Raw genomic sequence first — 24,933 nt, forward strand, 5'->3', positions numbered from 1 at the left:
ACACTTTCAATCATTGCAACCGCTTGATTGAGTCGCTCGTATCATGTCCCTCACCGCCATGCTTCAGGAGCAGTTCGACGCCGGTCTCACGACCCGGCCCGACTTCACCATCGATCAGCCCGTCGAACAATACGGCGCGGTCGATCACGCGGTGTGGCAACAGCTCTACGAACGCCAGACGGCGATGCTGCCCGGTCGTGTCTGCGAGGCATTCATGGATGGCATTCGCGCTCTCGACATGGACGCCCGTCGCGTACCGGAGTTCGACCGTCTCAACGAAAAACTGATGGCGGCTACCGGCTGGCAGGTCGTGGCGGTGCCCGGTCTCGTGCCGGACGAAGTCTTCTTCGACCATCTCGCCAATCGTCGCTTTCCGGCCACGTGGTGGATGCGACGCCCCGATCAACTCGATTACCTGCAGGAACCCGATTGCTTTCACGACGTGTTCGGTCACGTGCCGCTGCTCGCCGATCCGGTATTCGCCGACTTCATGCAAGCCTACGGCCAGGCCGGCAGGATTGCGCAATCGCTCGGGGCGCTGCCGTTGCTCGCACGTCTGTACTGGTACACCGTCGAATTCGGTCTGATGCGCGATGGCGACGGTCTGCGCATCTACGGCGCGGGCATCGTCTCGAGCCGGGGTGAAACCGAGTTCTCTCTCACCTCGCGCGAGCCGAACCGCATCGGGTTCTCGCTCGAACGCGTACTGCGCACGCAATACCGCATCGACACGTTTCAGCAAACGTACTTCGTGATCGACGACTTTGCCCAGTTGTTCGATGCGATGCGCGCCGATCTGCCGGCGCTGTTCAAGGCGTTTGCCGAGACGTCGCCGTTTGCGGCCAACGCGCGTCGGCCGGAAGACACGTCGATCCTGTTGCCGGCATGACGACGTGGCCCGCACGCGGGCCGCGTCCGCCCCATCCCTTGGCACGGCCTCGCACTCGCCGGGCGTCTCAACACACGCGCCGCCAGCCTGTGAAACAATAGTCCGCATGAGCAGGCGACCCCGCCGCTTCATGGGCGCTGCGCGTGGCCCGGCAGAGTATCCTCCCGTCCCCGCTCGCAGTCATCATCGGTGTCGTGCCGACACCGGTACATTCGAATCGGCCCGATTCAAACCGAACGTTTTGAAAGGAATGCCATGACAACACGACTCTCATCCGAGGCTCGCGCCAGCCTGGCCGAAGTGCTGCCCGAGTGGCACCAGGTGGTCGGCCGCGATGCCATCCAGCGCAGCTTCACGTTTCACGACTTCAACGAAGCCTTCGGCTTCATGGCGCAGGTCGCGCTCAAGGCCGAGAAGATGAATCACCATCCCGAGTGGTTCAACGTCTACAACCGGGTGGACATCACACTCTCGACGCACGACGCCGACGGTCTGACCCAGCGCGACGTCGATCTCGCGCTTGCCATCGACCAGTTCGCTGGCGATCGCAGCTCGAGCTGAGCCCGTCTGCCTCCTCATTGCCCCAGCACTACGATTCGGGGCGTCTTCCTCAGCATCGGACGGTATCGCGGCCGGGATTCACACCGCGGGCCCGATCCGCACCGATGCCGCCTCCTCCGCCCTCTCCCCGCATCAACTCGTCAGCGTTTGGGCGCCAGCAACGTGCCGCGGCAATTCTTGCTGCCGCAGTGGCACGCGTATTCCCGTTTGAGTTTCTTGGTGTAGCGCGCGTCGATCACCAGACCGTAATCGTAGAAAAGCTCTTCGCCGGGCTCGATGTCTCGCAAGGCGTAGATATACACGTGCTTGCCCTTTTCGCGCGCTTCGCAGTTCGGCGAGCATGCATGATTGATCCAGCGGGCGTTGTTGCCGTCGACCTTGCCGTCGATACAGCGTCCGTCTTCCAGACTGAAGTAGAACGTGTGCGTGGGGTGTTCCGGATCATGCGGATGACGGCGCAAGGCTTCGCGCCACGAAATGATCTCGCCCTTGTACTCGATCACGCGATCTCCCTTTTTGAGACGCTTGACCGCGTACACACCCTTACCGTGGACGCCGGACTTCCTGACTTCGATTCTGCGCTTGGCTGCCATGTCTATGCGACGAGGTTTCGTGAATGCAAAAAAGCGCAGTGTACAGGCACGAGCCCGTCATGTGCGTGACAAAGCCAAACGAAAAAAAACGTCACCCGGTACCGGTTGACGTTCTCCTCCCTCGGGCGCGCAGCCAGCGCGAGACGAATCGACGCCTCGCGCTCAGGTCGCATTCAGGCCTTGCTGTAGAGTTTCCAGACCTTGCGCTGCGTGGCGATGTCGGCTTCCTCGTACGCGTTACAATCGATCGGCAGTCGGGAATCGTCGTACGTCGCGTTGAAGTGATTGCAGTAGTACGATCCTTTGCCCCGCGCGTTCGCCTCGAAGTGGCTGCACGTCAGACACATGCGTTGCGGCGGCATGTCGCCGCGTTCCTGCATCGTGAAGACGAGTTTGAGCAGCGTCCGATAGAACTGCGCACGCTCCTTCTCGTTGAGCGTTTCGGATGCCGTCATCAGGAAGTTCGCCCATTGCGAGGCCTTCTTCGCGGCGGTCTTGCCGCGTGCGGTCAAACGCAGGGCCAATGCACGACCGTCGTTGACGTCGCGGCGTTTCTCTACCAGATCCTTGCTCTCGAGTGTGCTCACGGCCTCACTGACCGTGGCCGATGTGAGCGCGGCATCCTCCGCAATTTCGCCCAGTCGCATCGGCACGCCGCGCGCAAGCAGGAGAGTGAGGATCTCACCCTGCGTCGGCGTCAATCCAGCCATTGCCGCGCCCTCCCAGGCGTGGCTCCGTAACGCAGTTCCGATGCGCAACAAACCTGCCGTCACGCGCTTGGAAAGCGCTTCATCAAGTGGGGTCGGAGTAGCCATGATTTTTCTTTAGGATTTCTAAAAACTATACGTCGATAAAACAGCTTGTCAAATACGAACACCCAGGCGGTGCATCACACGTCATCACCAACATTTGCCTTTCATTCCGGCGCCCCGCCCGGGGGAAACCCTAAAGCACTTCCGTGTCGATACGCGACGGCAAGTCGCTGTTGAACCTGCCATCCCACCACGATTCCATTGTGTGTTCCGAGTTGAATTTTGGCGTATCAGTTCTTGTACTGATCTCCCAAATCCTACTCACGATGTTTACAGAATATTGGTGTCCTGCGCACCCGCCCTGCGAATCCCGGCCTCATTGAAAACGCTTCGCATTCCATGCGAATTTCATCGATTGCTGAATAGGTGTAACGCGCGACGTTCTCTTGCATCCCTCACCAGATTCGACTTCGCGCCCGAAGCCGCGCCGGACATGGCTCGCAGACCTTAACGATCCCTTTCCGTTACTCGAGGTTCCCCACCGCCCCGTAAGAAAATTTCCTCGATTTTCGAGAGATTCGCGGCGTTCCAAGGGCGGATCCTGCTCGCGTCGTTCTTCGATGTGTTTAGGACAGAACGCAAATGATTTGAAACACAACCATCGGTCGCTAGTTGCCGAGGGACGGTTTCGCCAAAAAAGTCTGGGAATGAGGGGGTCGGTATGTCCGTTGGCGTTGCCGTTTGGACACACGAAATGAAGAAATCGACAGTACCGGCGATTTCGCTCGTTACAGCCAGCAAAACCAACATTACTCACTTCTCACACCACGCCCGGTAAGTCTCAAAAACAAGTGGCGAGATTGTAGCCGCGAACCGGGTAGCCAATGCGAGAACATCAAAATTATCCACAAAACCCCATTTTCGGGGGTCTGCTGCACAAAATTTAGGCGCCTGTGGATAACTTTCTGGATAACTTACCGGACTAGATGTGCATGGCTTCGGGATAACTCGCGAAGGTTTCCACAGGGGTCAAAAACTGTTCCGAGTTGTTCTTGGGATACCCGCTGTTTTTCCATCCAGTTCTTAGTTCGGCAAGATCCTGTTTACACACGGTTAACTGTGGTTATCCACAGGAGTGGGTCGCCTTTGTTAACTACTACTATGTATACATACAGTAAACCTATTAAAACCTTAAAACCTTGCTACGAGTGACGCGAAAACCGCAAACCCGACCCCGTCGAAACAGTGGAAAAGGCAGCGCCTGCGATGCATGATTTCCTGTCCCACTGGCGTGTTTCGTTCCGAACGCGGCACATGGGGTGCCACTTCCCGCCAAGTGCCGCACCCATCGTCGGCTGCAGACCGTCACGGCAATAAAAAACCCCGCCAAGGCGGGGTTTCGTGACACCGATCGCAAAACTACGGACATTGCCGAACACAACGCGTCCGGAACGCCCGGGTTTCGTGTTGCCTCATGTCATGCTGCCCACCGCAGACATTGCTGACGGACCATCTCATTGAGCGACTTCTCATTGGCGTGGACTTCGCGCAACCACACAGCGTCGTTCTTGCCGGAGGCGACCAACTGGCGGATCTCTTCACAGGCGCCTTCGGCCTCGAGCGCCGCCGCGTGCGGCTTGATGACCTCCAGCGTGTGTGCAACGTGCTGGCCGAGCATGGTGCGTTCGCCCGTCTGCGGGTTCACGTATGCGCCTTCCAGACCGAAACGGCAGGCCTCGAAACGGTTGAAGGTGTAGACCAGGTAGTCGTCCTCGCTGAGCACGAACGGACGTTCCTCGAGCAGATAACGGGCCAGGGACTGGATATAAGAGGCGATGGCAGCCGCCCGGTCGACCGACAAGGGGGTATCCATCACCCGGACCTCGATCGTCCCAAAACCCGGTTTCGGTCGAATATCCCAGTAGAAGTCCTTCATGCTCTCGACGACGCCGGTTTTCACCATCTTGTCGAAGTACGTTTCGAAGTCTTCCCACTTGAGTACGAACGGCGCACGCCCCGAGAGCGGGAACGCGAACACCGAGTTCAGTCGCGCCGAATGGAAACCCGTGTCGACCCCCTGCACGTACGGCGACGACGCCGACAGCGCAATAAAGTGCGGGATATAGCGCGACATCGCGTGCAGCAGATACAGCGCACTGTCCGGATCGGGACAGCCGATGTGCACGTGCTGGCCGAAGACGGTGAACTGCTTGGCGAGATAGCCGTAGAGCTCGGACAGGAAATGGAAACGAGGCGAATCGTAGATCGTGCGCTCGCTCCATCGCTGGAAGGCATGCGTGCCGCCACCGCACAGCCCGATATTGAGCTGCTTGCCGGCCGCGACCAGCACGTCGCGAATCCGCCTCAGTTGCATCACGGCGTCACTGTGGTGATTACAGATGCCCGTGGAGAGCTCGATCATGCTCTCCGTCATCTCGGGCTTGATATCACCCGGATGCGTTTCCTTGGCCACAAGCCGCATTACGTCCGCGGCTGCCTTGGTCAGATCGTAATCGTGAAGATTGACGATCTGCATCTCCAGTTCCACCCCGAACGTGTACGGGTCCGAGGGAATGAATTCTTCTAGTGACATGGCTTAATCCTTCCGTTCACCGACAAGGGCCAATGCCCAATAGACCACCAACGGCGCGACCAGTTGCAGCAACGCGATGACACACATCACCACGGCCTTGAGCATCGGATCGAACTGCGGGTAGATGTCGTACGTATCGGCAACGAGTACGAACGCGAGACTGGCCACCGGGCACAACGACAACCCGAGCGCGAAGGCCTGCTTGTAGCTGATACCGGCCTGGTGGGCGACGGCGACAGTGCCCACGACCTTCGCGGCAAGACGCACGACGATGATCGCCGCAGCGGCGAGACCCCCGAGTGCAAGGTACTCCCATTGGAACGCCAGCGAGGTCAGCACGAACAGCACCACCGCGAGCAACCATCCGGCCGTGCCGAAATACGCCGGCCAGAGTTGCGGGCGTTCCTCCAGATTCCGGAAGATGATCCCGGCAAGCAGCAGCGTGAGCGAGTTCGGCAGCCTGAGCATATGCACGAGCGCCACCATCAACATGATCAGGCCGATGAGCATCACGAACGCATGATGGTCCTGGCTGCCGAAGCTGCGGAACACAAGGTTGCAGGCCTTGGCCAGCACGAACGCCAGCACGATCGAGCCGACGAGCAGATACAGCGGGTGGAACATCACGACCCACACGCTCGAGTGATACGCCTGGTGCATCCAGCCGTAGACGAGCTTCACGGCGACCACGGCGTACACGCTGTTGAGCGCCGCCAGCGCCAACAGTCGTTCCGTCACCTGCCCTTCGGCGCGCAGTTCGTTCTTGAGCTGGATGACGACCGCCGGCGATGTGGCCATGCTGATCGACGCGATGAGTACCGCGGTGAGTGGTGTCACGCTGAACACGCGCAGCACGGCGTAGACCGCGACAAAGGTGAGCAGGGCTTCGAGCGCGCTCGTGACGATGATCCAGGGATTGGCCCGCATCCATTTCAGGTTGAGGCGACTGCCCAGTTCGAAGAGCAGCAGGCCCAGCGCCAGGTCGATCAGCAGCCGGATGGCCGCGCTCGTTTGCGCGTCCAGCGTTGAGGAAAGACCCAGGGTGCCGCCAACCAGCCCGACCACGGCGTAACCGGTGATGCGCGGCAGGCGCAGTCTCCGGAAACAGATTTCCCCTGCGAGGCCGGCAAATACCAATGCCAGCCCGGCAAAGAAAACGGGATCGGGCGCCGGCGGCCAGCCCGGGAAGAGGGACAGTTCCGACGTCATAATGCTCGCTTTGCGCCGCTTGACGGCGCATCAAGTGGTGAAAAGGAAAGAAAGTCGCGCGCGGGGTTGCAGATGAAGGACAAATGCGCGACGAACCCGAAGGGTTGGGGTTATTTTGCCACATTCGCTTTCCGAGGCTCCCGGTGGCCGGTGGCGCCCCCGCACATGCCCGCCGAGTGGAGGTGCCGGGTGCGGGGCGAGGCGCAGCGCGGCCAACCGCCGTTTGGAAACCGTCTTCGGGGAGATGAGGCCTCGCCATGCCAGGGTGAACAGGACGGAAGTGCCCGGGGGCGTCGCCCCCGCGCGGGTGGACCTTCAATCCTATGGGGGTCAGATTCGATTTATCGAGGCGGAACGAGAATTTCGGACCGTGGCGGTATGCCTTCAGGGTTTCTCGCCGATGAACGGTGCAGACTGCACGCGAGCTACGGTTGCCCGCTGCCGCTTGTCTGGCAACCCGCCGACGTTACTTCGCGCCGAGGATGCGCGGTGCTTCGGCGTTTCGCCCGTTCAGCCTTTGCGCAGCGCCTGCATGAGAAAGCGCGCCGGGTCGATGGCGTCGGCGAGGTCGCTGCCCACCGGCCATGGCTCGCCTTCGATCTGGCTGGCAACGAGCTCCGCGCACAACGACGCGAAGACCAGTCCGCGCGAGCCGAAGGCGAAGCTGGCATGGAGGCCGTCCAGACGCGGCAGATCGCGCAGATGCCTGCCGGCGAGTCGCTGCCGCTGCGACTCGATCGCGGCCACGTCCGGCAATTGCCCGGCCATTGGCAGACGATCGGGAACGAGCGCACGGAACGCCGTGCGTCCACCCAGCTCGACGGCGGCGCTCTCGCCGGCGAGTCCCGCATCGCCGAAGATGGCGGCATGGGCGGGCAGCAGCGCGGCGAGGCGTCGCAGATTGGCCTGATGGTCGGCCACGCGAACGTCTTCGGCCGGATCGTCGAAGCCGTAGGTGGCGCCCGTGATCGGGCCTGCACCGCCAAACGGCGACGGCGCGACATAGCCATCGCCACAGACCGGCACGCGCAGGCCGGGCAAGGTATCGGGCGGCAGGAACGTCAATTGCCCGCGCACTTTCCTGATGGGAATGAACTCGGGTGCGAGGTACGGGGCGAGCAGGCGTTGCGAGACATCCGCCGCCGTCACGACGACAACGTCTGCTTCGGCGAGCGTCTGACCGGCGTCGTCGACGGCCGTCCAGCGCCCACCACTCCCATCGTGGCGTTCCAGCCGCTCGACTGACACGCCGTAACGTGCATCGAGCGATGGCCCGGCAGCGACCAGCTCCGCGCGGCACAGCATGGCCGGGGCGAGCCAGCCACCTTCGGGGAACCACACACCGCCATGAGCGAGTGTCTCCCCCGCCAGCGCGGAAGCTTGCGCTGCGTCGACCCACTTCGCATAGCTCTGCGGGTACGCCTGGGCGATCATCAGTTGTTCCATCGCCTGCGCTTGCGCCTCGTCGGTGGCGACTTGCAGCAGGCCGTCGGCGCGCCCGGGCAGCCCGCCCGGCAAGGTGCGCCACTGCGAGAGCGCATAGAGAAAGCCGGCGCGGGTGAGTCTCGACAACACGTTGTCGTCGGCGGACAACTGCGGGTGGAAGACACCAGCGGGGTTGCCCGACGCCGCCGAGCCTGGCGCCTGGGCCCGCTCGAAGAGCCGCACCCGCCAGCCGCGCGCCACGAGTTGCCGGGCCATCGCGGCACCCGCCATCCCGGCGCCGATGACGATGGCCTCGCGGGTACGCCGGCGCGGTGCGACGGGCGGGTCGTAGCGGCGCATGCGATATGGCGGTGCGTAGACGCCGGCGAGCATATCGCGCTTGCGACCGTAGCCCGGTTTGCGTTCCATCCGAAAGCCGACTGCGATGAGATCGCGCCGCACCTGTCCGGCCGCGGTATAGGTGGCGAGTGTGGCGCCGTCGCGCGCCATCCGGCCGAGCGTTTTGAAGACGTCGGCTGACCACATGTCAGGATTTTTCGATGGCGCGAAGCCATCGAGAAAGAATGCGTCCGCGCCCACGCGCAGCGACGGCATCAGATCGAAGAAATCGCCAAAGCCGACGCTCAGCACCACGCCGTGAGCGAGTTCGAGCCGGTGCCAGCCGGCCACGGGCGCGGGCCAGGCGTCGCACAGGCGCTGCACCAGCGGCGCGAGCTCGGTCATGCCCGGCAACACGAGCATCGGTTCGAGCATGCGACGCAGGTCCTGCGGCCGGAACGGAAATTTCTCCACCGACACGAAGTGCAGGCGCGTGGGCCGTTGCGGGTCGTCGCGCCAGGCGGCCCATGTCGCGAGGAAGTTCAGTCCAAGACCGAAGCCCGTCTCGACGATCACGAACTGTTCGCGGCCGCGCCAGCGCTCGGGCAGGTCATTGCCGCCGAGGAAGACGTGCCGCGCCTGACCGAGCGCGCCGTCGGTGCTGTGATAGACGTCGTCGAACGCTGCCGAATAAGGCGTGCCGTCGTCGGCGGTGGCCGGTTCGGCCGGCGTGATGGGGCTTGCGCCCGGACGGCGACTCATTCGTCCCCCCGCTCTTCGGTCACAATCTCGATGAGTCCCGGCAGAGAGACCACGCCGAGCCACTTCCCTTGTGCATCGACCACAGGCACCCAGTCGGCCTGCAGCTTGCCCACCGCGCGCAGCGCGGCGACCAACGGCATCTCGCCGTCCAGCGGTTTGCATGGCGCAATCGCTTCCGTCCATTGCCAAGGTTGGCCCGTCGCCTGCCGGCGCCACCAGCTCGCGGCGTCGAGCAAGCCGATGAGCCTGCCATCCTCGGCTCGCACCACGAGATTGCGATAGCCCGTGGCGACGAAACGCTCGCCGATGGCGTCCGACGTGGCGGTGGCGCTCAAGACCGCATCGTTATTCTCGGCGAGCGACGACAAGCGCATCTTGCCGGCCTCGCCGGTCATCGACAGCCAGCGGCCGGCGACCTGATTGCGTCGCAGCGACTTCGCATATACCGAATCCGTGCGCAGCGTGTGTGCCGTGAGATAGGCGGTCACGCATGCCAGCATGAGCGGGAGCACCACCTGATAGCTCAACGTCATCTCGAAGATCATCAGGATCGACATGAGCGGCGCGTACGTCGTGGCCGCGAGAAACGCGCCCATGCCGACCACCGCGTAGCTGCTGGCGACCGACGCCGTTGCCGGCGCAAGCGCATTCATCGCCAGACCGTAGAGGCTGCCGAGCGCGGCGCCGACGAAGAGCGTCGGCGTGAACACCCCGCCCACCGCACCGGATCCGGCCGACGAGGCGGTCGCCAACACCTTGAAGACCAGCACCATGGCGAGCGCCTGCCACGCCCAGTGCGTGTGCAGGATCGAGTTGACCACGCTGTAGCCGTTGCCCCAGACGTGCGGTACTTGCAACGAGAGCACCCCGACGATCAGGCCGCCTAGCGCCAGACGCAGGAAGAGCGGCACGGGCAGCGCGCCGAAGCGCTGCTTGGCGGTGTCGAGCAGGCGCAGGAACATCGGCGCGAGTACTCCCGCGAGAATGCCCAGACCGACGTAAAAGAAGACTTCCCAGCCGGAGACGAAGTCGAAGCGCGGCATCTGGTAGACCGCGTCGTAGCCGAGGAACTGGCGAATGACGATGTTCGCGATGACCGAGGCGACGACCAGTGGCCCGAGGGTGGCCGTCGAAATCGAACCGTAGACGATCTCGGAGATGAAGAGCGCGCCGGCAATCGGGGCGTTGTAGGCCGAGGTGATGCCGGCCGTCGCGCCGCACGCCACGAGCAGGCGCAGCCGCTCTGGAGGAAACGCGAGCATCCGCCCGACGAGCGACGCGAACATCGCCGCGAGCTGGACCATCGGCCCTTCCCGCCCGATCGAGGCGCCCGAGGCGACGGACCAGAGCGACGACAGGCTCTTGACCAGCGTCTGGCGCAGGCTCAGCACGCCGGTACCGATGGCGATGGCCTCCATGTAGTCGTCCGCGCCCTTCTTCGGCACCCATAGCGTGGCGTACTGAAGAATCAGGCCCGCGACGAGGCCGCCGGCGGTCGGCAGCAGCAGGCGCTGCCACCAGTTCAGATCCCGTGCCAACTCCACCATGCCGCTGTGATGCCCCGCGAGCAGAAACTGCAACCCTGAGAGCGCTTCGCGGAACGCCACGGTGGCCAACGCCCCCAGCAGCCCGACGATGCCGGCGAGCAGCAGCGTGATTTGCAGGGTGTTCGGTGCGAATTGACGCCGCACCCACACAACGACAGGCGATTTGGCCCAGGCGGACACTGCTGACACGGATAAGAGACGGTCGTGATCGAAATTGGGTCTCATGGTATCGACCGACGACTTAATTTGAAAGCGCAGGGCTCAACGGGCGGAATATCGCCGAAGGGAGTCGGGGAAACTGAATACTGCTCAGATAATGTGGTTTTGGGATGGGATTTCGCTTTCCATGCCGTTTTGGCCGCGTCTGCCGCTTCCGTATCGCTATTTGTGGACGTCGCAATCCCCTGCGCACTTTTTGTCATTCGATTCGGGGATCCCCGTTCGCATGGCGGGATTCCCGAGTCGGACGTCAGTAAAACTGAACGTTGCTCACATAGGCGCATTTTTCGCGCTCATATCGACGATGGCTCCGGGCGTCACCATGCGATCGCACCGAGGCCCCGGAAGTGCGATTTTTCTGCGGGGCGGTGAGCGACGTTCCGGGTCGACCTTGAAAGCCCCCATTCACTGGAGAACTTCTGAACGTTATTCAGATAAACGTAAATTTGCTGCGGCAAGACGCATTTGCAGTGATGGCGGTGCGTTTCCATTGCCTGTGAGGACGCGAGCGCCACCCTCTCCCGCCGATGCATGCGGCCTCGCCCCACGGGTGCTCGATTCAGCGTTTGGCGACCGTACGTCGGTGATGAGCACCATGTCCCTTGCTCCGTCCTATTTCAACTGGTCACATTCCACTCGGTGAAATAGAATGGCGCGCAATCGAATTGGAACAGAGAAGCAACACCGTAATGGCAGTGAGCAAAAAAACCGCACAGAAAACACCCGTGCGTCTGGAAGATCAGTTGAGTTTCGCGTTGTACTCGGCATCGCTCGCCATGATCAAGGCGCACAAGCCGATGCTCGACAAGCTGGGTCTGACCTATTCGCAATATCTCGCGATGGTCGTGCTTTGGGAGCAGGACGACATCGCCGTCAATCAACTGGGCGCGCGTCTCGGGCTCGATTCGGGCACGCTCACACCGTTGCTGAAAAGACTGGAAACCATGGGACTTCTGACGCGCCGTCGCGGCGAAGCGGACGAGCGTCAGGTGTTCATCGACCTCACGCCGCGCGGGGTGAACCTGCGTCGTGAGGCACGTCAGGTTCCGGCACAGATCCAGGCCGCCGCGGGCCAATCCGACACCGCGCAGAAGACGCTTCGCAACTTGCTGCTGCAACTGCGCGACGCGCTCAACGACGTTTGACAAAAAGACGCGCGCCGCCGCCTTCCGGCCGGACGCGCGTCATTCAGTGATGCGCAATCGATCGGCGCCGCGGTGCCGATCAGTGTGCCGGGACGAGCATGTCGACACCGTCGATCTTCTCGACGGTGTAGCCGGCATCGCGCCATGCATCGAGGCCTCCGAGCAGCGGACGAACCTCCGTGAAGCCTTGCGCGCGCAACTGCTGCGCGAGCCGCGCGGCGGTCACTTCGTTCGGACAGGCGCAAAACACCACGATACGGCGATCGCGCGGGATGTCGCGCAGTTGATCGGCCAGGTTGTCGTCGGGCTCGATGGCTAGGGCGCCGGGGATCGTGAACGGATCGATGGCGCGGCGCGCCGCCGAGCGTACGTCGATGACGACGGGCGTCACCTCATCCTTCATCCAGTCTTCGAGCGTCTTCACGCCGATGCGCGCCATGCGCAGCGAGCGCAGCAGCCGGTAGCGGTTCAGCCACCGGTTGAGCAGGTACAGCGCGAACACGACCACCACCAGCCAGAGCACGCCGCGCCCGAGAGTATCGAAGGCGTCGAGGACCGCCACGATGTGCGAGGCGAAGCCCACGCCCAGCGCCACGGCCACACCCGACCAGAGCATGGCGCCGATGGCGTCGTACAGCAGGAACTTGCGCCAGGGCACGCCGAGCGCGCCGGCCATCGGCACCGACAGGGCCGAGAGTCCCGGTACGAAGCGGGCGAACATCAACACGCGCACACCGTGCCGTCCCATCGCGCCCTCGGTACGGCTCACGCAGGTGTCCGGCGAGATCGACAGGCGGCACATCAGGCGCAGGATATGGTGGCCGTAACGCCGACCGGCGAGAAACCAGAGGACGTCGCCGAGCAACGCGGCGAATACCGCCAGGGCGACGATCAGCACCGCCGGGAAGAGCGACGTGGACGCCGTGACGATCAGCGTGGGATAGGCCGGCAACGGCAATCCCAGCGCCTGTCCCAAGATATTCAGAAAGACGAGCCAGAGTCCGTAACGGGCGATCAGATCGAACAGCATGCCGGGTACCTGTGGTGTTGGCGAACGAGCGCGATGTCGCGCAATAACGCATGGTATCGCCCGGCGATGACGTTCAGAAGCCGAAAAGGCGAAAAGTAATGTTGCTTTTCTGGAACGGTGATGGCGTCAGTGACCGGCGGACGCTTTTGCGCCGCGTTTCGGCCGGGTCATCCAGACGAGCGCCGCCATAGCGAGGAAGACGTAGCCCGACAGGTGGAAGATGTCGTTCGTAGCGAGCATGAAGGCGTGCCGCGTGACGAGGTCGTTGAGCATGCCGACCTCCGCACCGTTGCTCAGCCCGAGACCCAGGCGCAACTGGTCGAGGTAGCTCGTCGTGGCGTCGGAATACGGCGTGATGCTCTCGGCGAGTCGCGCGTGGTGATAGATCGCCCGGTCTTCCCACATCGTCGTGCTCACCGCCGTGCCGATCGCACCGGACAGCGTGCGGAAGAAGTTCGACAGGCCGGATGCGGCCGCGAGTCGCTCGTCGGAAATGCTCGAGAGCGTGATGGTCGTCATCGGCACGAAGAAGCACGCGATGCCGATGCCCTGCACGAGCCGCGGCTCGATCACCTTCGCGAACGACATGTTCAGCGCGAAACCCGAATTCCAGAACGACACCCCGGCAAACACGAAGAACGCGAACGAGGCCACCGCGCGCAGATTGAGCCGCTCCATGTTCTGACCGATGATCGGCGAGAGTACCAGCGCGAGCAGGCCGACCGGAGCGGTCGCGAGGCCCGCCTTGCCGGCGGTGTAGTCCATCACCGTCTGGAGCCACAGCGGGAAGATCACCACCGACGCGAAGAACGTCATGAAGCCGAACGAGATCACCACGACCCCGAGCGCGAAGTTGCGGTCCTTGAACAGCGTGAGATCCACGATCGGGGTGTCGGACGTGAGCTCCCACAGGATCAGGAACGACAGACAGACGGTGGCCGTGATCGCAAGCGTGACGATCAGGCTGTTGTTGAACCAGTCTCGATCCTTGCCGAGGTCGAGCATCATCTGCAGCGAGCCCACGCCGATGGCGAGCAGCGCCAGACCGATGAGATCGATCGGCAGCTTCTGCGTCTTCGTCTCGTGTCCGCGCAGCAGTACGAAGCACGACACCGCGGAGAAGACGCCCACGGGCACGTTGATGTAGAAGATCCACGGCCAGGTGTAGTTGTCCGTGATCCATCCGCCCACGACGGGGCCGAAGATCGGCGCGACGATGACGGTCATGGCCCACAGGCCGAGCGCGAGCCCGCGCTTCTTCTCGGGGAAACTGCGCAGCAGGATGGTCTGCGAGAGCGGCACCATCGGGCCTGACACCAGGCCTTGCAACAGCCGGAAGAAGACCAGCGCTTCCATGTTGGGCGCGAGGCCGCACAGCATCGACGCCAACGTGAAGGCCGCCACCGACGACACGAACAGCTTCGTCTCGCCCACGCGCCGCGCGAGCCATCCGGTGAGCGGCACGGCGATGGCCGCCGCCACGGCGTACGAGCTGATGACCCACGTGCCCTGACTGTTCGATACGCCCACGCTGCCGGCAATGGTCGGCACGGCAACGTTGGCGATCGAAGTGTCGAGCACCTCCATGAACGTGCCCAGTGCGAGACCAATGGTGAGGATCGCCAGCCGTCCGCCGGTCAACGGCGCGCCTTGCGGCGCTGCGGCGGATTTTGCGGTGACTGCGTCGGCCATGTGAAGCGTCTCCCTGACGGTGCGACCGGATCCTGGCGGATCGCGGCGGTCCTTGATGGTTCCGGATGTTGCCGCAGAAACCGGGGCGATGTACGACGCGGGTTTGGAATCCGCGCTCTAAACCGCGAGGTTTCGCGCCATGCCATTGCACAAGACGTCCGACGCCGCATGATTCGCGCGTCGTCCATGGGTTTGCGCATGGCACGCTTCCTGCGATGACGTCGGCATGCGGCAAATTGCCTTTCTCTGGCGAACGTCAGACGTTTTTTCCGCTTGACGCCGACGGACCGGCGGGATTGAATCGCCGCTGACGCCCGACGCGCGCAATGCCGCGTCCGCTCTCCTCCGGGGCGTAGTCGTGCAGGCTCGAATAAAGGACTTTCGCCGGCGCTTTGTGCGTTCGACGATCGTACAACCACAGGATAAGCCCATGCAGCCAGGTAGCGTCGTTCCCCTTCAATACAGTGAGTTGCTGGTCCTGCTTTCGTTCGTGATATCGGCGCTGGGGGCCTATGTCGCGTTGGTGGCCGCGTCGCGCATTCGCGACGACGACGGACGCATCAGCAAAGGCTATCTCGTGGTGTCGGCGTTTGCGCTCGGCGGCATCGGGATCTGGGGCATGCATTTCATCGGCATGGCCGCGCAGCGCATGCCGTTCCCGGTTTCGTACTCGCTCTGGCCGACGCTCGGCAGTCTATTGCTGGCCGTCGTGGTGTCGGGGGTGGCGCTCTGGTACGTGGCGCGCTCGCCCTACCGCAATGCCGGCCGTTGTATCGTCGGTGGTGTGGCGGGCGGATTCGGCGTGGCCGGCATGCACTATCTCGGTATGAGCGCGGTGCGCACGCAGGCATATTTCGAGTGGGATACGACGATCGTCGCGCTGTCCGTGCTCATCGCGATCGTGGCCGCGAGCGTGGCGCTGTGGCTGGCGTTTCATCTGGAGACGAGTCTGCAGCGCGCGCTCGCCGCGCTGGTGATGGCCGTTGCGGTTTGCGGCATGCACTACACCGGCATGCGTGCCGGGACGATCATTTGCACGGCCGACACGCGGGCGGAGATCAGTGTGCGTCTGCAAGGCGATATGCTGCCCTATGGCGTCTTCGCGATTGCCTGCGTGGTGTTGCTCGCGATGGCGGTGCTGCTGTATCGCACGTCTCGCAGGCGGCGCGAGCGCATGGCCGCTCGCCTCGACGCGCTCATGCGCCAACGCGCAGGGCATACGTGATCGGGGATTGACTCGCATACCGAATCGATCTCTGTCGAAATTCACGTCGAAATCAAATTCAGCCTGACGGGAATACAAGACGCCGGACCATCGAAAGGTCGTCCGGCGTCTTGTCGTAGCGGATGGAAGTGGCGGAAAGCTGCGCGCCGAGGTGCGATGGCGCGAGGCTCAGTGCAGGATGGGACTGCCTCCGACAGGCATGACGTCGCCCGTCTCGATCAGATCGGAAATGAAGAACGGTTCAGTGTTGAGTTCACGGGATGCACCGGGCTGGCCGGCGTACCAGCGCACCATCGCCATGTCGCCCAGCACACGGGTCACGATGCCGATGGCGCCGCGCGGCACTGCGATGTGATTGGATTTGACGATCGATCCGACTTGCACTTGAAACTCCCTGCGAATGACGAAGAACCGATGCGCGCACCAGCGGGTGCGCTCATCGTCATCCGACTATACCGTATTGCGATGCGGGGATTGTCGATTTCTGGGGCGGCGTCATGAAAAAGCCCTCGGGAGGCGTACCGCGATGCTCGGCGAGCACGCGATAGTGCGGCCCGCGCGGCGTTCGTACCGAATGCACGAGCACATAGCCGTCGCAATGCCAGACCAGCGGCCGCGGGTAGGGATCGGCCGGTGCGCGACGCGCATGACGCAGCAGCGTGACATGCGGACGGAACGACTGCGTCACGACCCGGGCGCCGGTGGCGCGCCATTGCGAGAGCAGCGCGTCGCGGGTGGCCATGAGATTCTCCGGCACGCCAGGTGCGCCCGCCCAGACGATCTTGCGATCCGACCAATAGCCGAGATGATCGAACGTGAGCGAGAAAGGTGCGAGCGGTGTGCGTTGCATCAGCCCGAACAGCACGGGCAGGCGGGCGGGATCGACTTCGTCGAGAAAGGCCAGCGTCAGGTGCAGGGTCTGGGCGCGCAGCACACGGCCGCCGCATTCCGCATGGGCCGATGCAGCCCACTCGTGAAGCTGCGCACGCACGCCCTGCCCGGGCCACAAGGCAAGGAAGAGTCGCATGAGAACACCAGGGGATGGAGCCTGCTGATGATTCTCATAGTAGACGCGCCATACGGCGAATGCCAGCCGTGTCGCGCCGTGGACGGACGGCGGCGACAGAACGGGAATGGCGCGAAAGCATGCGGCTGATGTCTGATGCGACGCTGCGCGCCTTGGCCTTGGCCTTCGCCGGACGACGGTCCGACGGCCGGTGCGTCAGTTGGTGGAGACGCCCGTGTTGATGCCACGGCGCGCACGACGCGGCGTCTCGACCGGCTTTTCCTCGGCCTTGGGCTTGGCCGGATTCATGATGCTGTTCCAGTTGTTCTGAATCGCGGAGTCGGCGGTGTCGCGGGAGACGGCGCGCGAGATGTCCGCGCGCGGATTGAAGGCGGGTGCGCTGCCGGTGCCGGCTGCCGGGGCGCCGACGCCTGTCGTCGGGGCCGACGTGTTCTGCGCATGGGCGCGCGGAGTGAGCATGAGCGCGGTGATGGCCGCGGCGGGCAGCGTCATCCAGAGCAAACGGCGCAACGATGAGGCGTGGGAGGCGGAACGGACGGTTGAAGCGTGGGCCATGAAGTGTCTCGGGCGATGTAATGCGCGTTCGCCGGCGCGTACCCTGCCCGTATGTCAGGGGGCGACGTCGGCGTCGCGTCTCGATGGGGATTTCAGTAGCCGGGCGGCGGCTTCCAACCCGGGGGCGGAGGCGGCGGCGGTGCATAACGCTGCACCGGCTGCACCGGCTGCGACGACACCATGTCGCCGCGTACAGGCACACGATTGCCGTAGGCATACATGCACTGAATGTAGGCCTGATCATAGCGGCTTTGCGTCATGTATGCAGACGACTGTGCGTTGCTCATCCCCACGGCGCTGCCGGTGAGCAGGCCTGCGCCCGCGCCGATGGCCGCGCCCGAGCCGCCGCCGAAAGCCGCACCCGCCGCGGCGCCGATGGCGGTGCCGATGACGGCGCTGCCGACCGCGCTGTTGTTGGCGGCCGTGGCGCTGTCCAAACCGTTGTTCTGGCCCGAGGCGAACTGACGGCAGCTGAAGTCGTCCTGCCGGAACTGGTCGAACGTTTTACCCGTGCCCGGCAATGCCATGATGCTCGGCCCGGCGGGCACGACGGCGCATCCGGCGAGCGCGGCGGCGGCAATGGCGATGGCCAGCGGCGTGGCCAGACGGCGCGCGCGAGGGGCGCGATGCAACGAATGTCTTGCGCGGGAGAGCGATGATTCGAACGTCATGGGCGTCTCCCGCTCAATTGATCGGCTGCGCGGGGACTTCACGCCAGCCGGCCGGACACGTTTTCACGTAGGGGTAGTAGGCCTTGGCCTTCTCGCAGTAATACCAGGTGTCGCCGTTGGCACCGGGTTGGTCGCCCTGCACGCCTTGAGCGCCGGCCTGCGGCCGCTCGATGTATTGCTGCGGCTGACTCGGGACCACGACGAGAGGCGGCGCGTAGTAATAAGGCGCGGGTGCGTAATACGGATAGGCGGGGTAGTAGCCGGGACCGACCCAGACGCGCACCCCGCCGCCATGCCAGGCGAAGGCGCTGCCGCTGGCCATCGCGGCGGCCACGGCGGCGAAGCCGAGAACAACAGGAAGACGTTTCACGACACGGACCTCGAAGAACGAGCCCCGGGGCGCGGTGGATTCCGCCTCGCGTGGATGCGTCGCAAACAGGATGAATGTGACGAGACGCCGCCCGGGGTCTGACGTCTCCGAGTCTAGGCCCGGCGCCCCCGGGGAGCAATTACGGGGAACCGTTAGAAGTGTTTCAAAGCATTACGTTCCATGAGGCGGCGTTCGGAAGCGCACTCGATACAACCACCAAATACTGACGGAGAAATGCGGGTCTTGAAGCTAAATTGCTTTGAAACCCGCACCAGTAGCCAATGCTCGTAGCTACGCATATCGTCAACACTCGCGGGTACTTCCCGGCTGACGCTGCCACAGCGGAACTAATCTGGCCGGCGCTGCACAATATCACTGCTGATTGGGGGCAGGCGGTCAGGGACTGGAAAGCAGCCATGAACCAGTTCGCTATCTTCCATGCCGATCGATTCGTGCGACCGTCCGTGTAATTCTTCACCCGTCTTTAACACGGTATTTTTGACACCCTCAATCGGTCTTTCCGGCAAACGATCATGCTTCTTCGCATTCATCACGCGGCGATTATTTGTTCCGACTATGAAGTGTCCCGCCGTTTTTACACTGAGGTCCTCGGTCTTCAGATCATAGCGGAGCACTATAGAGAGAATCGGAAATCATACAAACTCGACCTGATGCTTCCCGACGGAACGCAAATCGAGCTGTTTTCGTTTCCCGACGCCCCACCGCGGCCGTCCTATCCTGAAGCGTGCGGCCTGCGCCATCTTGCCTTTGGCGTCGACGACGTCGTGAAGTGCAAGGCGTTTCTCGAGTCAAAAGGTGTCTCGGTCGAGGATGTACGTCTCGACGCGTATACGAACAGACGTTACACCTTCTTTTCTGATCCCGACGGCTTGCCGCTTGAGCTTTACGAAATGCCATCTCGGTAAATGGTTCTGTCGCGCCAAGCGATGCTGGACGGATGAGTGTGACTCGGAGGCTGCGGTTACGCGATCAGGGAATGGCATTGCCCGGCCGGATTCGCTGGCTCGTCGTGCACACACCAACCCGCCTCCGCGGCGACTGTCCGCGTTGCCGCAGGGTGCCGTACTCCGATCCCCTCACATAGTTCGGCCTCATGACCTTTCTCCCGGGCAACGGGTGAAGGGCACGCATGATGCGCCGCCGAGCGCGGCGCTTTGGTGCCCGAAGGTATCACTTCCAATACCAAGCCGCCGCCGTCCGGTCGTGCGAGACGTGAGCTTATTTTCCGATGCAGAACCGGCTGAAAATCACCCCGAGCAGGTCGTCCGAGGTGAATTCGCCGGTGATGGTGCTCAGTTGTTCCTGCGCGAGGCGCAATTCTTCGGCGAAGAGATCGAGCGCGCCGGCGTTCTGACGCGCATGGGCGTCGGCCAGCTCGATATGCTCGCGTGCGGCGCGCAACGCCGAGAGGTGACGCTCGCGCGCAAGGAATACGCCTTCGTTGCCCGCCTGCCAACCTGCGATTTTCAGCAGTTCCGCGCGCAGCAGATCGATGCCCTGCCCGCCCTTGGCCGAGAGTCGCACGCCGAGCGGCGCGGTGCCCTCCTTCGGCAAGACCGTCGCGGGCTCGCCGGCCAGATCCGTCTTGTTGTACACACGCACGACCGGCACATGCTTCGGCAGTTGCGTGGCGATGATCTCGTCTTCCGGCGTCATGCCCGTGCGCGTGTCGAGCAGATGCAGCACGGCGTCGGCCTTCGCGATTTCGCTCCAGCTACGCTCGATGCCGATACGCTCGACCTCGTCTTCCGTCTCGCGCAACCCGGCCGTGTCGATGATGTGCAGCGGAATGCCGTCGATCTGAATGGTCTGCTGCACCTTGTCGCGCGTGGTGCCGGCGATGGGCGTGACGATCGCGAGCTCCGCGCCGGCCAGCGCGTTGAGCAGCGACGATTTGCCGACGTTCGGCTGCCCCGCCAGCACGACGTTGATCCCCTCGCGCAGTAGCGCACCCTGCCGCGCCTGCGACAGCACCTGCGCCAGTTGCGTGCGAATGCGCTCGAGCTGCCCGAAGGCGTCGGCAGCTTCGAGGAAATCGATTTCTTCTTCGGGGAAGTCGAGCGTCGCTTCGACCAGCATGCGCAGATGGATCACCAGATCCACCAGCGAATGGATCTCGCGCGAGAACGCGCCGTCGAGCGAGCGGCTTGCCGATCGCGCCGCCGCCTCGGTGCTCGCTTCGATCAGATCGGCCACCGCTTCGGCCTGGGCGAGATCGAGCTTGTCGTTCAGAAAGGCGCGGTGCGTGAATTCGCCCGGCTCGGCCAGGCGCACGCCGAGCGCAGCCCCTTCGTCGATGCAACGCTGCAGCAGTAGTTGCAGCACGATCGGTCCGCCATGCCCCTGGAGTTCCAGCACGTCCTCGCCCGTGTAGGAATTCGGGCCGGGGAAGTACAGCGCGATGCCGCGATCGAGCGCCTCGCCGGCGGCGTCGAGAAACGGCAGATACGACGCATGACGCGGCTTGAGCGGCTGCCCGACGAGCCGCGCGATGACGCGCTGCACCGCCTCGCCGCGATGCTTGCCGAAGGACACGCGCACGACGCCGATCCCGCCGCGTCCGGGCGCGGTGGCAATGGCGGCAATCGGGGCGGCGGACGTGGCAGTGGCGCTCATGAAACGGCTCGTCGAAGATTCGTCGAAAAACAGGTGCTCATTTTGACACGCACCAAACAAAACCGCCCGCGAGAGACTCGCGGGCGGCGCTTTGCTGCATTCAGGCAGACGGTGACGCGATCGTCACGCCGCCTTCTTTTCCTTCTTGGTACCGAGCATGCGGTTGATCGACCATTGCTGGGCAATCGACAACGTGTTGTTGACCACGTAGTACAGTACCAGGCCCGACGGCAGGAAGAGGAACATGACCGAGAAGATCAGCGGCATGAACATCATCATCTTCGCTTGCATCGGATCCGGCGGCGTCGGGTTCAGCTTGGTCTGAATGAACATCGACACGGCCATCAGCACCGGCAGGATGTAATATGGATCCTGCGTCGAGAGGTCATGAATCCAGCCCAGCCACGGCGCGCCGCGCATTTCCACCGACGAGAGCAGCACCCAGTACAGCGCAATGAACACCGGAATCTGGATCACGATCGGAATACAGCCGCCGAACGGATTGACCTTCTCGGTCTTGTACAGCTCCATGAGCGCCGCGTTCATCTTCTGCGGATCGCTCTTGTAGCGCTCGCGCAGCGCCTGCATGCGCGGCGTGATTTCCTTCATGCGCGCCATCGACTTGTAGCTCGCAGCCGACAGCGGGAAGAACACCAGCTTGATGATGACCGTCACGGCGATGATCGCCCAGCCCCAGTTGCCGATGATGCCGTGCAGCTTCGAGAGCAACCAGAACAGCGGCTTGGCGAGGATGGTGAAGTAACCGTAGTCCTTCGTCAGCTCCAGGCCCGGCGCGATCTGCTCGAGCATGTGCTCTTCCTGCGGACCGGCGAACAGGCGTGCGTCGACCGTCTCGGTGCCGCCGGCGGGGATGCTCGCCAGCGGCTCTTTCACCCCCACGCGATACAGGCCGTTATCGAGCTTGCCGATGTAGTTCTCGCGCGCGGCGCCTTCCTTCGGAATCCAGGCCGTGGCGAAGTAGTGCTGCACCATGCCGATCCAGCCGTCGCTCGATTGCTTGATGTACTTGGCCTTGTCCTTGTCGATATCGCTGAACGTGATCTTCTGGAACTTCTCGTCGTTGCTGTAGACGGTCGGGCCCGTGAACGTGTGCGAGAACTTCGCGCCGCTGATTTCACGGCCGTCGCGCACCAGCTCCATGTACAGCGTGGGCTTGATGGCGGCGTCGGTCTTGTTGACGATCGTGTTCGCCACGTCGATCACGTAGCTACCGCGATGGAACGTATAGGCGCGCACCAGTTGCAGGCCGCCCTTGACCGGCGATTCGAACTTCACGGTCAGCGTGTCGCCCGTCATCGTGGTCGGGCCCGGCACCAGCGTGAAGATGTCGTTGTGATTCGGGAAGTCGCCGCCGATCAGGCCCGTGCGGGCGAAATATTGCTGGCTTGGCGTGTTGTCGAACAGCACCACGTGCTTGTCGGCTTCCTCGGCGTCCGGCCACTTCGTGAGCGCGAGGAACGACAGCGTGCCGCCCTGCGTGCTGATGTCGGCTTCGTAGACGTCGGTCGTGATGCGCACTTTCTGCGCGGTGGCGGCGGCAGGTGCATTGCCCGGCGCGTTGCCCGCGGCGGCGCCGCCGTTGGCGGCTTGCGGCAGGTCGTTGGCCGGCGTCTTGTTACCGCCCGTGGCGGCCGGGGTCGAGACCTCGGGCGTTGGGAAGAACAGCGACGAATGGCCATTGGCGCGTTGCCAGTTGTCGAAAAGCATGACGACAGACAGCGCGAAAATGACCCAGAGTACGGTGCGTTTGATGTCCATGCGGTAACTCGTGGTGGACGGAACTCAGGAATGGCCCGGCGCGCGGCGCGTTACTGCCGATGCGGCCGCGGGCCTGGACGAGACTGTCTGCTGCGCTCGCGACGTGTCGCTGCCGGCGGCCTTCTCGGCGCCTTCGGCGGTTGGGTCGGGAGCGTGACAGACGTGTCGAGCCGGCGGCACGGGATCGAAACCACCGGGGTGAAACGGATGACAGCGGCATAGACGCTTGGCCGCGAGATAAGTGCCGTAACCGGCACCATGCTCGACGATGGCCTCGCGTGCGTAGTCGGAACAGCTCGGATGAAAGCGGCAACGGTTCCCCAGCCAGGGACTGATCACCAGCTTGTAACCGCGCAGGAGCAACAACAGCACGCTTCGCATCTCGATTCCGCCTGTCAGTCCGGCCGAGGTGGCCGGGTGGGCGGCGCATGCCCGGGATCGGGCGCTACCGTGTGGGACTCACTACCTTCCGTCTTGCTGTCGGTCGTGCGACTCTTGCGGGCGGCTTTTTCCGCCGCGTCGAAGAGCTGCCCGAATTCGGTCTGGCACAGTGTGTTGAGCACCGGCGCCGCCGCCGCGGTGTACGTCCCCTTGTCGAATCGCCGGGTCAGTCGCAGCACGAAGTCCCAGCCGGCCAGATTGGCGCGGCGCTGGCGGAACATCTCGCGAGCCTGACGCTTGATCAGATTGCGAGTCACCGCGCGGGGCGCATGCTTCTTGCCGACGACGATACCGATGCGGCCCTCGTGAGGTGTGGCATCGGTATCTTCAGGGGTGCCCGGCGCAATGTCACGCCGGCGCATATACAACACGAAATGCGCGCTGCGACGCAGAGGGCGCAAACTAAAAACGGATGAAAACTCATCCGTTTTGAGAAGTCGCGCGGCCTTGGGAAACCCCAGAGCCGGGACTTCGCGCCTTGCGGATTTGACGCGCAAACCGCGGTACGACCGAAACCGCGTTTTAGACGGCCAGGCGCTTGCGGCCCTTGGCGCGACGCGCGGCGATGACCTTGCGGCCGCCACGGGTCTTCATGCGAACCAGGAAGCCATGGGTGCGCTTGCGGCGCGTCACGGAAGGCTGAAAAGTACGTTTCATGATGCACTCACTGTGTGAAAAAATTCCCGCGCAGCAGCATCGTGAAACGCCACATGGACACCGTGAAAACCTGCAAATTCAAGGACTTTCACGCGCGACCCAGCCGTCGGGAGTTGGATTGGAATCCGGTTGTCTTTCTAACGAACCCGCTATTTAATCGGCTTTTCCGTTGTGTGTCAATAGGTTAGCCATCACGCGCACGGCGCCCGCATGCGATCGGCGTCGCCGCTGTCGTGGAGTCGCCACGGCACGGGCGTGCGGCTGTGGATAATGGCTGAAATTGCCCATACCGTCAGAATTTGCCGGTGGATAAATGCCAAACGAGGAAAGATATTCAGCGGGTCGCGGCAAAACGTCGCGATTGCTGGGGATTTGCGCAGCACTCGCGCGAACTCAGGCGGGTTAACGCGGCGCACTCGCCCGGAGATGCCGATGCTGTGAGCATTCCTGTGGATAACTCGCTTTGCGCAAGCTTTGGCGGTAAAATCCCCCATCACAATTTTCCAAGCAGAGTACCGGTGACGCCGTCATGTGGATAGCGCGCCGGGTTTTGTCGTTTGCGCGCGCCGAAAGCCGGCTGAACGCGCAACGCGAAGCCCGAACGACGCGCCGTGGCAGGTGGATGTCGGACGTCTGCAATGCGCCGTCGGTCCGACCCGACAACGGCCGTTTGCCCGTCTTGCCGTGCTTCGAGACGGGGCGGTCGACTTGGTTTGCGACGCTTCGCCCCCATATTCGATGTATTGAAAAGTGGACGGAGAAAGCGTCGGTCGATACGGTCGGACGGGCCTCGCGCCACCCTGGACACACGCTGC

Annotated in this window: 24 protein-coding genes and 1 pseudogene; 6 read left to right on the plus strand and 19 right to left on the minus strand. The window is 63.2% G+C overall.

All coding sequences use genetic code 11. The annotated features are described in order from the left end of the window. Positions 1–43: 43 nt before the first annotated feature. Together phhA and RO07_RS25290 are read left to right on the plus strand one after the other, a co-directional pair. Positions 44–889, plus strand: a complete 846-nt coding sequence (gene phhA / locus RO07_RS25285; RefSeq protein WP_072637154.1) for a phenylalanine 4-monooxygenase — start codon at positions 44–46, stop codon at positions 887–889. A gap of 255 nt (positions 890–1,144) precedes the next feature. Beyond that, complete coding sequence (locus tag RO07_RS25290) at positions 1,145–1,450, plus strand: 4a-hydroxytetrahydrobiopterin dehydratase (RefSeq protein ID WP_039406884.1); 306 nt, start codon at positions 1,145–1,147, stop codon at positions 1,448–1,450. 140 nt (positions 1,451–1,590) lie between these two features. On the opposite strand, the gene RO07_RS25295 is transcribed toward RO07_RS25290, so the two are convergent. The 6 genes from RO07_RS25295 to RO07_RS25320 all read right to left on the minus strand — a co-directional run bounded on the left by RO07_RS25295 (position 1,591) and on the right by RO07_RS25320 (position 10,820). Then, on the minus strand, positions 1,591–2,043 hold the full coding sequence (locus RO07_RS25295) for an SET domain-containing protein (RefSeq protein ID WP_039406887.1): 453 nt from the start codon (positions 2,041–2,043) through the stop codon (positions 1,591–1,593). A 173-nt stretch (positions 2,044–2,216) separates the two neighbouring features. Continuing rightward, positions 2,217–2,858, minus strand: a complete 642-nt coding sequence (locus tag RO07_RS25300) for a MarR family winged helix-turn-helix transcriptional regulator (RefSeq protein WP_039406890.1) — start codon at positions 2,856–2,858, stop codon at positions 2,217–2,219. A 1,414-nt stretch (positions 2,859–4,272) separates the two neighbouring features. Then, positions 4,273–5,388 carry a YbdK family carboxylate-amine ligase gene (locus RO07_RS25305; protein WP_039406894.1) on the minus strand — a complete coding sequence of 372 codons (1,116 nt, stop codon included), beginning with the start codon at positions 5,386–5,388 and terminating at the stop codon, positions 4,273–4,275. A gap of 3 nt (positions 5,389–5,391) precedes the next feature. Beyond that, a complete protein-coding gene (locus RO07_RS25310) occupies positions 5,392–6,597 on the minus strand; it encodes a cation:proton antiporter (protein ID WP_039406896.1) in 1,206 nt (401 codons plus the stop codon). 510 nt (positions 6,598–7,107) lie between these two features. Further along, the gene (gene mnmC / locus RO07_RS25315) at positions 7,108–9,123 is read right to left on the minus strand and encodes a bifunctional tRNA (5-methylaminomethyl-2-thiouridine)(34)-methyltransferase MnmC2/FAD-dependent 5-carboxymethylaminomethyl-2-thiouridine(34) oxidoreductase MnmC1 (protein ID WP_039406897.1); all 2,016 of its coding nucleotides are present in this window, start codon (positions 9,121–9,123) and stop codon (positions 7,108–7,110) included. After that, positions 9,120–10,820 carry a ClcB-like voltage-gated chloride channel protein gene (locus tag RO07_RS25320; RefSeq protein WP_039406899.1) on the minus strand — a complete coding sequence of 567 codons (1,701 nt, stop codon included), beginning with the start codon at positions 10,818–10,820 and terminating at the stop codon, positions 9,120–9,122. The genes mnmC and RO07_RS25320 overlap by 4 nt, the downstream gene beginning before the upstream one ends. 758 nt (positions 10,821–11,578) lie before the next feature. Here RO07_RS25320 and RO07_RS25325 point away from each other — a divergent pair. Next, a complete protein-coding gene (locus RO07_RS25325; protein WP_084072802.1) occupies positions 11,579–12,034 on the plus strand; it encodes a MarR family winged helix-turn-helix transcriptional regulator in 456 nt (151 codons plus the stop codon). Between the two features lie 79 nt (positions 12,035–12,113). On the opposite strand, the gene RO07_RS25330 is transcribed toward RO07_RS25325, so the two are convergent. Together RO07_RS25330 and RO07_RS25335 are read right to left on the minus strand one after the other, a co-directional pair. Next, on the minus strand, positions 12,114–13,064 hold the full coding sequence (locus RO07_RS25330) for a DedA family protein/thiosulfate sulfurtransferase GlpE (protein WP_039406901.1): 951 nt from the start codon (positions 13,062–13,064) through the stop codon (positions 12,114–12,116). Between the two features lie 126 nt (positions 13,065–13,190). After that, on the minus strand, positions 13,191–14,756 hold the full coding sequence (locus RO07_RS25335) for a DHA2 family efflux MFS transporter permease subunit (protein ID WP_039406903.1): 1,566 nt from the start codon (positions 14,754–14,756) through the stop codon (positions 13,191–13,193). A gap of 430 nt (positions 14,757–15,186) precedes the next feature. Between RO07_RS25335 and RO07_RS25340 the strand changes: the two genes are divergently transcribed. Next, a complete protein-coding gene (locus tag RO07_RS25340) occupies positions 15,187–15,981 on the plus strand; it encodes an MHYT domain-containing protein (protein WP_039406905.1) in 795 nt (264 codons plus the stop codon). A gap of 168 nt (positions 15,982–16,149) precedes the next feature. Here the strand turns inward: RO07_RS25340 and RO07_RS25345 are convergent, their stop codons facing one another. The 5 genes from RO07_RS25345 to RO07_RS25365 all read right to left on the minus strand — a co-directional run bounded on the left by RO07_RS25345 (position 16,150) and on the right by RO07_RS25365 (position 18,604). Further along, positions 16,150–16,365 carry a hypothetical protein gene (locus RO07_RS25345; protein ID WP_039406908.1) on the minus strand — a complete coding sequence of 72 codons (216 nt, stop codon included), beginning with the start codon at positions 16,363–16,365 and terminating at the stop codon, positions 16,150–16,152. A gap of 58 nt (positions 16,366–16,423) precedes the next feature. After that, positions 16,424–17,008, minus strand: a complete 585-nt coding sequence (gene thpR, locus RO07_RS25350) for an RNA 2',3'-cyclic phosphodiesterase (protein WP_052266884.1) — start codon at positions 17,006–17,008, stop codon at positions 16,424–16,426. A gap of 195 nt (positions 17,009–17,203) precedes the next feature. Next, the gene (locus RO07_RS25355; RefSeq protein WP_147284582.1) at positions 17,204–17,563 is read right to left on the minus strand and encodes a hypothetical protein; all 360 of its coding nucleotides are present in this window, start codon (positions 17,561–17,563) and stop codon (positions 17,204–17,206) included. Positions 17,564–17,655: 92 nt separating this feature from the next. After that, positions 17,656–18,234, minus strand: a complete 579-nt coding sequence (locus RO07_RS25360; RefSeq protein ID WP_084072803.1) for a YMGG-like glycine zipper-containing protein — start codon at positions 18,232–18,234, stop codon at positions 17,656–17,658. Between the two features lie 13 nt (positions 18,235–18,247). Next, positions 18,248–18,604 carry a hypothetical protein gene (locus RO07_RS25365; protein ID WP_039406913.1) on the minus strand — a complete coding sequence of 119 codons (357 nt, stop codon included), beginning with the start codon at positions 18,602–18,604 and terminating at the stop codon, positions 18,248–18,250. A 299-nt stretch (positions 18,605–18,903) separates the two neighbouring features. Between RO07_RS25365 and RO07_RS26710 the strand changes: the two are divergent. Both RO07_RS26710 and gloA2 read left to right on the plus strand, forming a co-directional pair. After that, positions 18,904–19,074, plus strand: a pseudogene (locus RO07_RS26710) (IS256 family transposase); the annotation flags it as partial. A 63-nt stretch (positions 19,075–19,137) separates the two neighbouring features. Continuing rightward, positions 19,138–19,530, plus strand: a complete 393-nt coding sequence (gloA2, locus tag RO07_RS25375) for an SMU1112c/YaeR family gloxylase I-like metalloprotein (RefSeq protein ID WP_039406919.1) — start codon at positions 19,138–19,140, stop codon at positions 19,528–19,530. Between the two features lie 313 nt (positions 19,531–19,843). Here gloA2 and mnmE read toward each other — a convergent pair whose 3' ends face one another. The 6 genes from mnmE to RO07_RS26235 form a co-directional block, all read right to left on the minus strand. Beyond that, entirely contained in the window at positions 19,844–21,241 is a 1,398-nt protein-coding gene (gene mnmE / locus RO07_RS25380) for a tRNA uridine-5-carboxymethylaminomethyl(34) synthesis GTPase MnmE (protein WP_039406921.1), read from the minus strand. Between the two features lie 123 nt (positions 21,242–21,364). After that, entirely contained in the window at positions 21,365–23,020 is a 1,656-nt protein-coding gene (yidC, locus tag RO07_RS25385) for a membrane protein insertase YidC (protein ID WP_039406923.1), read from the minus strand. 24 nt (positions 23,021–23,044) lie between these two features. Then, a complete protein-coding gene (gene yidD, locus RO07_RS25620; RefSeq protein ID WP_084072804.1) occupies positions 23,045–23,401 on the minus strand; it encodes a membrane protein insertion efficiency factor YidD in 357 nt (118 codons plus the stop codon). A 14-nt stretch (positions 23,402–23,415) separates the two neighbouring features. Beyond that, a complete protein-coding gene (gene rnpA, locus RO07_RS25395) occupies positions 23,416–23,958 on the minus strand; it encodes a ribonuclease P protein component (protein ID WP_072637155.1) in 543 nt (180 codons plus the stop codon). Positions 23,959–23,983: 25 nt separating this feature from the next. Beyond that, positions 23,984–24,118, minus strand: coding sequence for a 50S ribosomal protein L34 (rpmH, locus tag RO07_RS25400; RefSeq protein ID WP_010806664.1), 135 nt, complete (start codon positions 24,116–24,118; stop codon positions 23,984–23,986). A 191-nt stretch (positions 24,119–24,309) separates the two neighbouring features. After that, a complete protein-coding gene (locus tag RO07_RS26235) occupies positions 24,310–24,612 on the minus strand; it encodes a hypothetical protein (protein ID WP_147284581.1) in 303 nt (100 codons plus the stop codon). Positions 24,613–24,933: the final 321 nt, after the last annotated feature.

The sequence above is a fragment of the Pandoraea pulmonicola genome (genome assembly GCF_000815105.2).
Classification (GTDB): Bacteria; Pseudomonadota; Gammaproteobacteria; order Burkholderiales; family Burkholderiaceae; genus Pandoraea; species Pandoraea pulmonicola.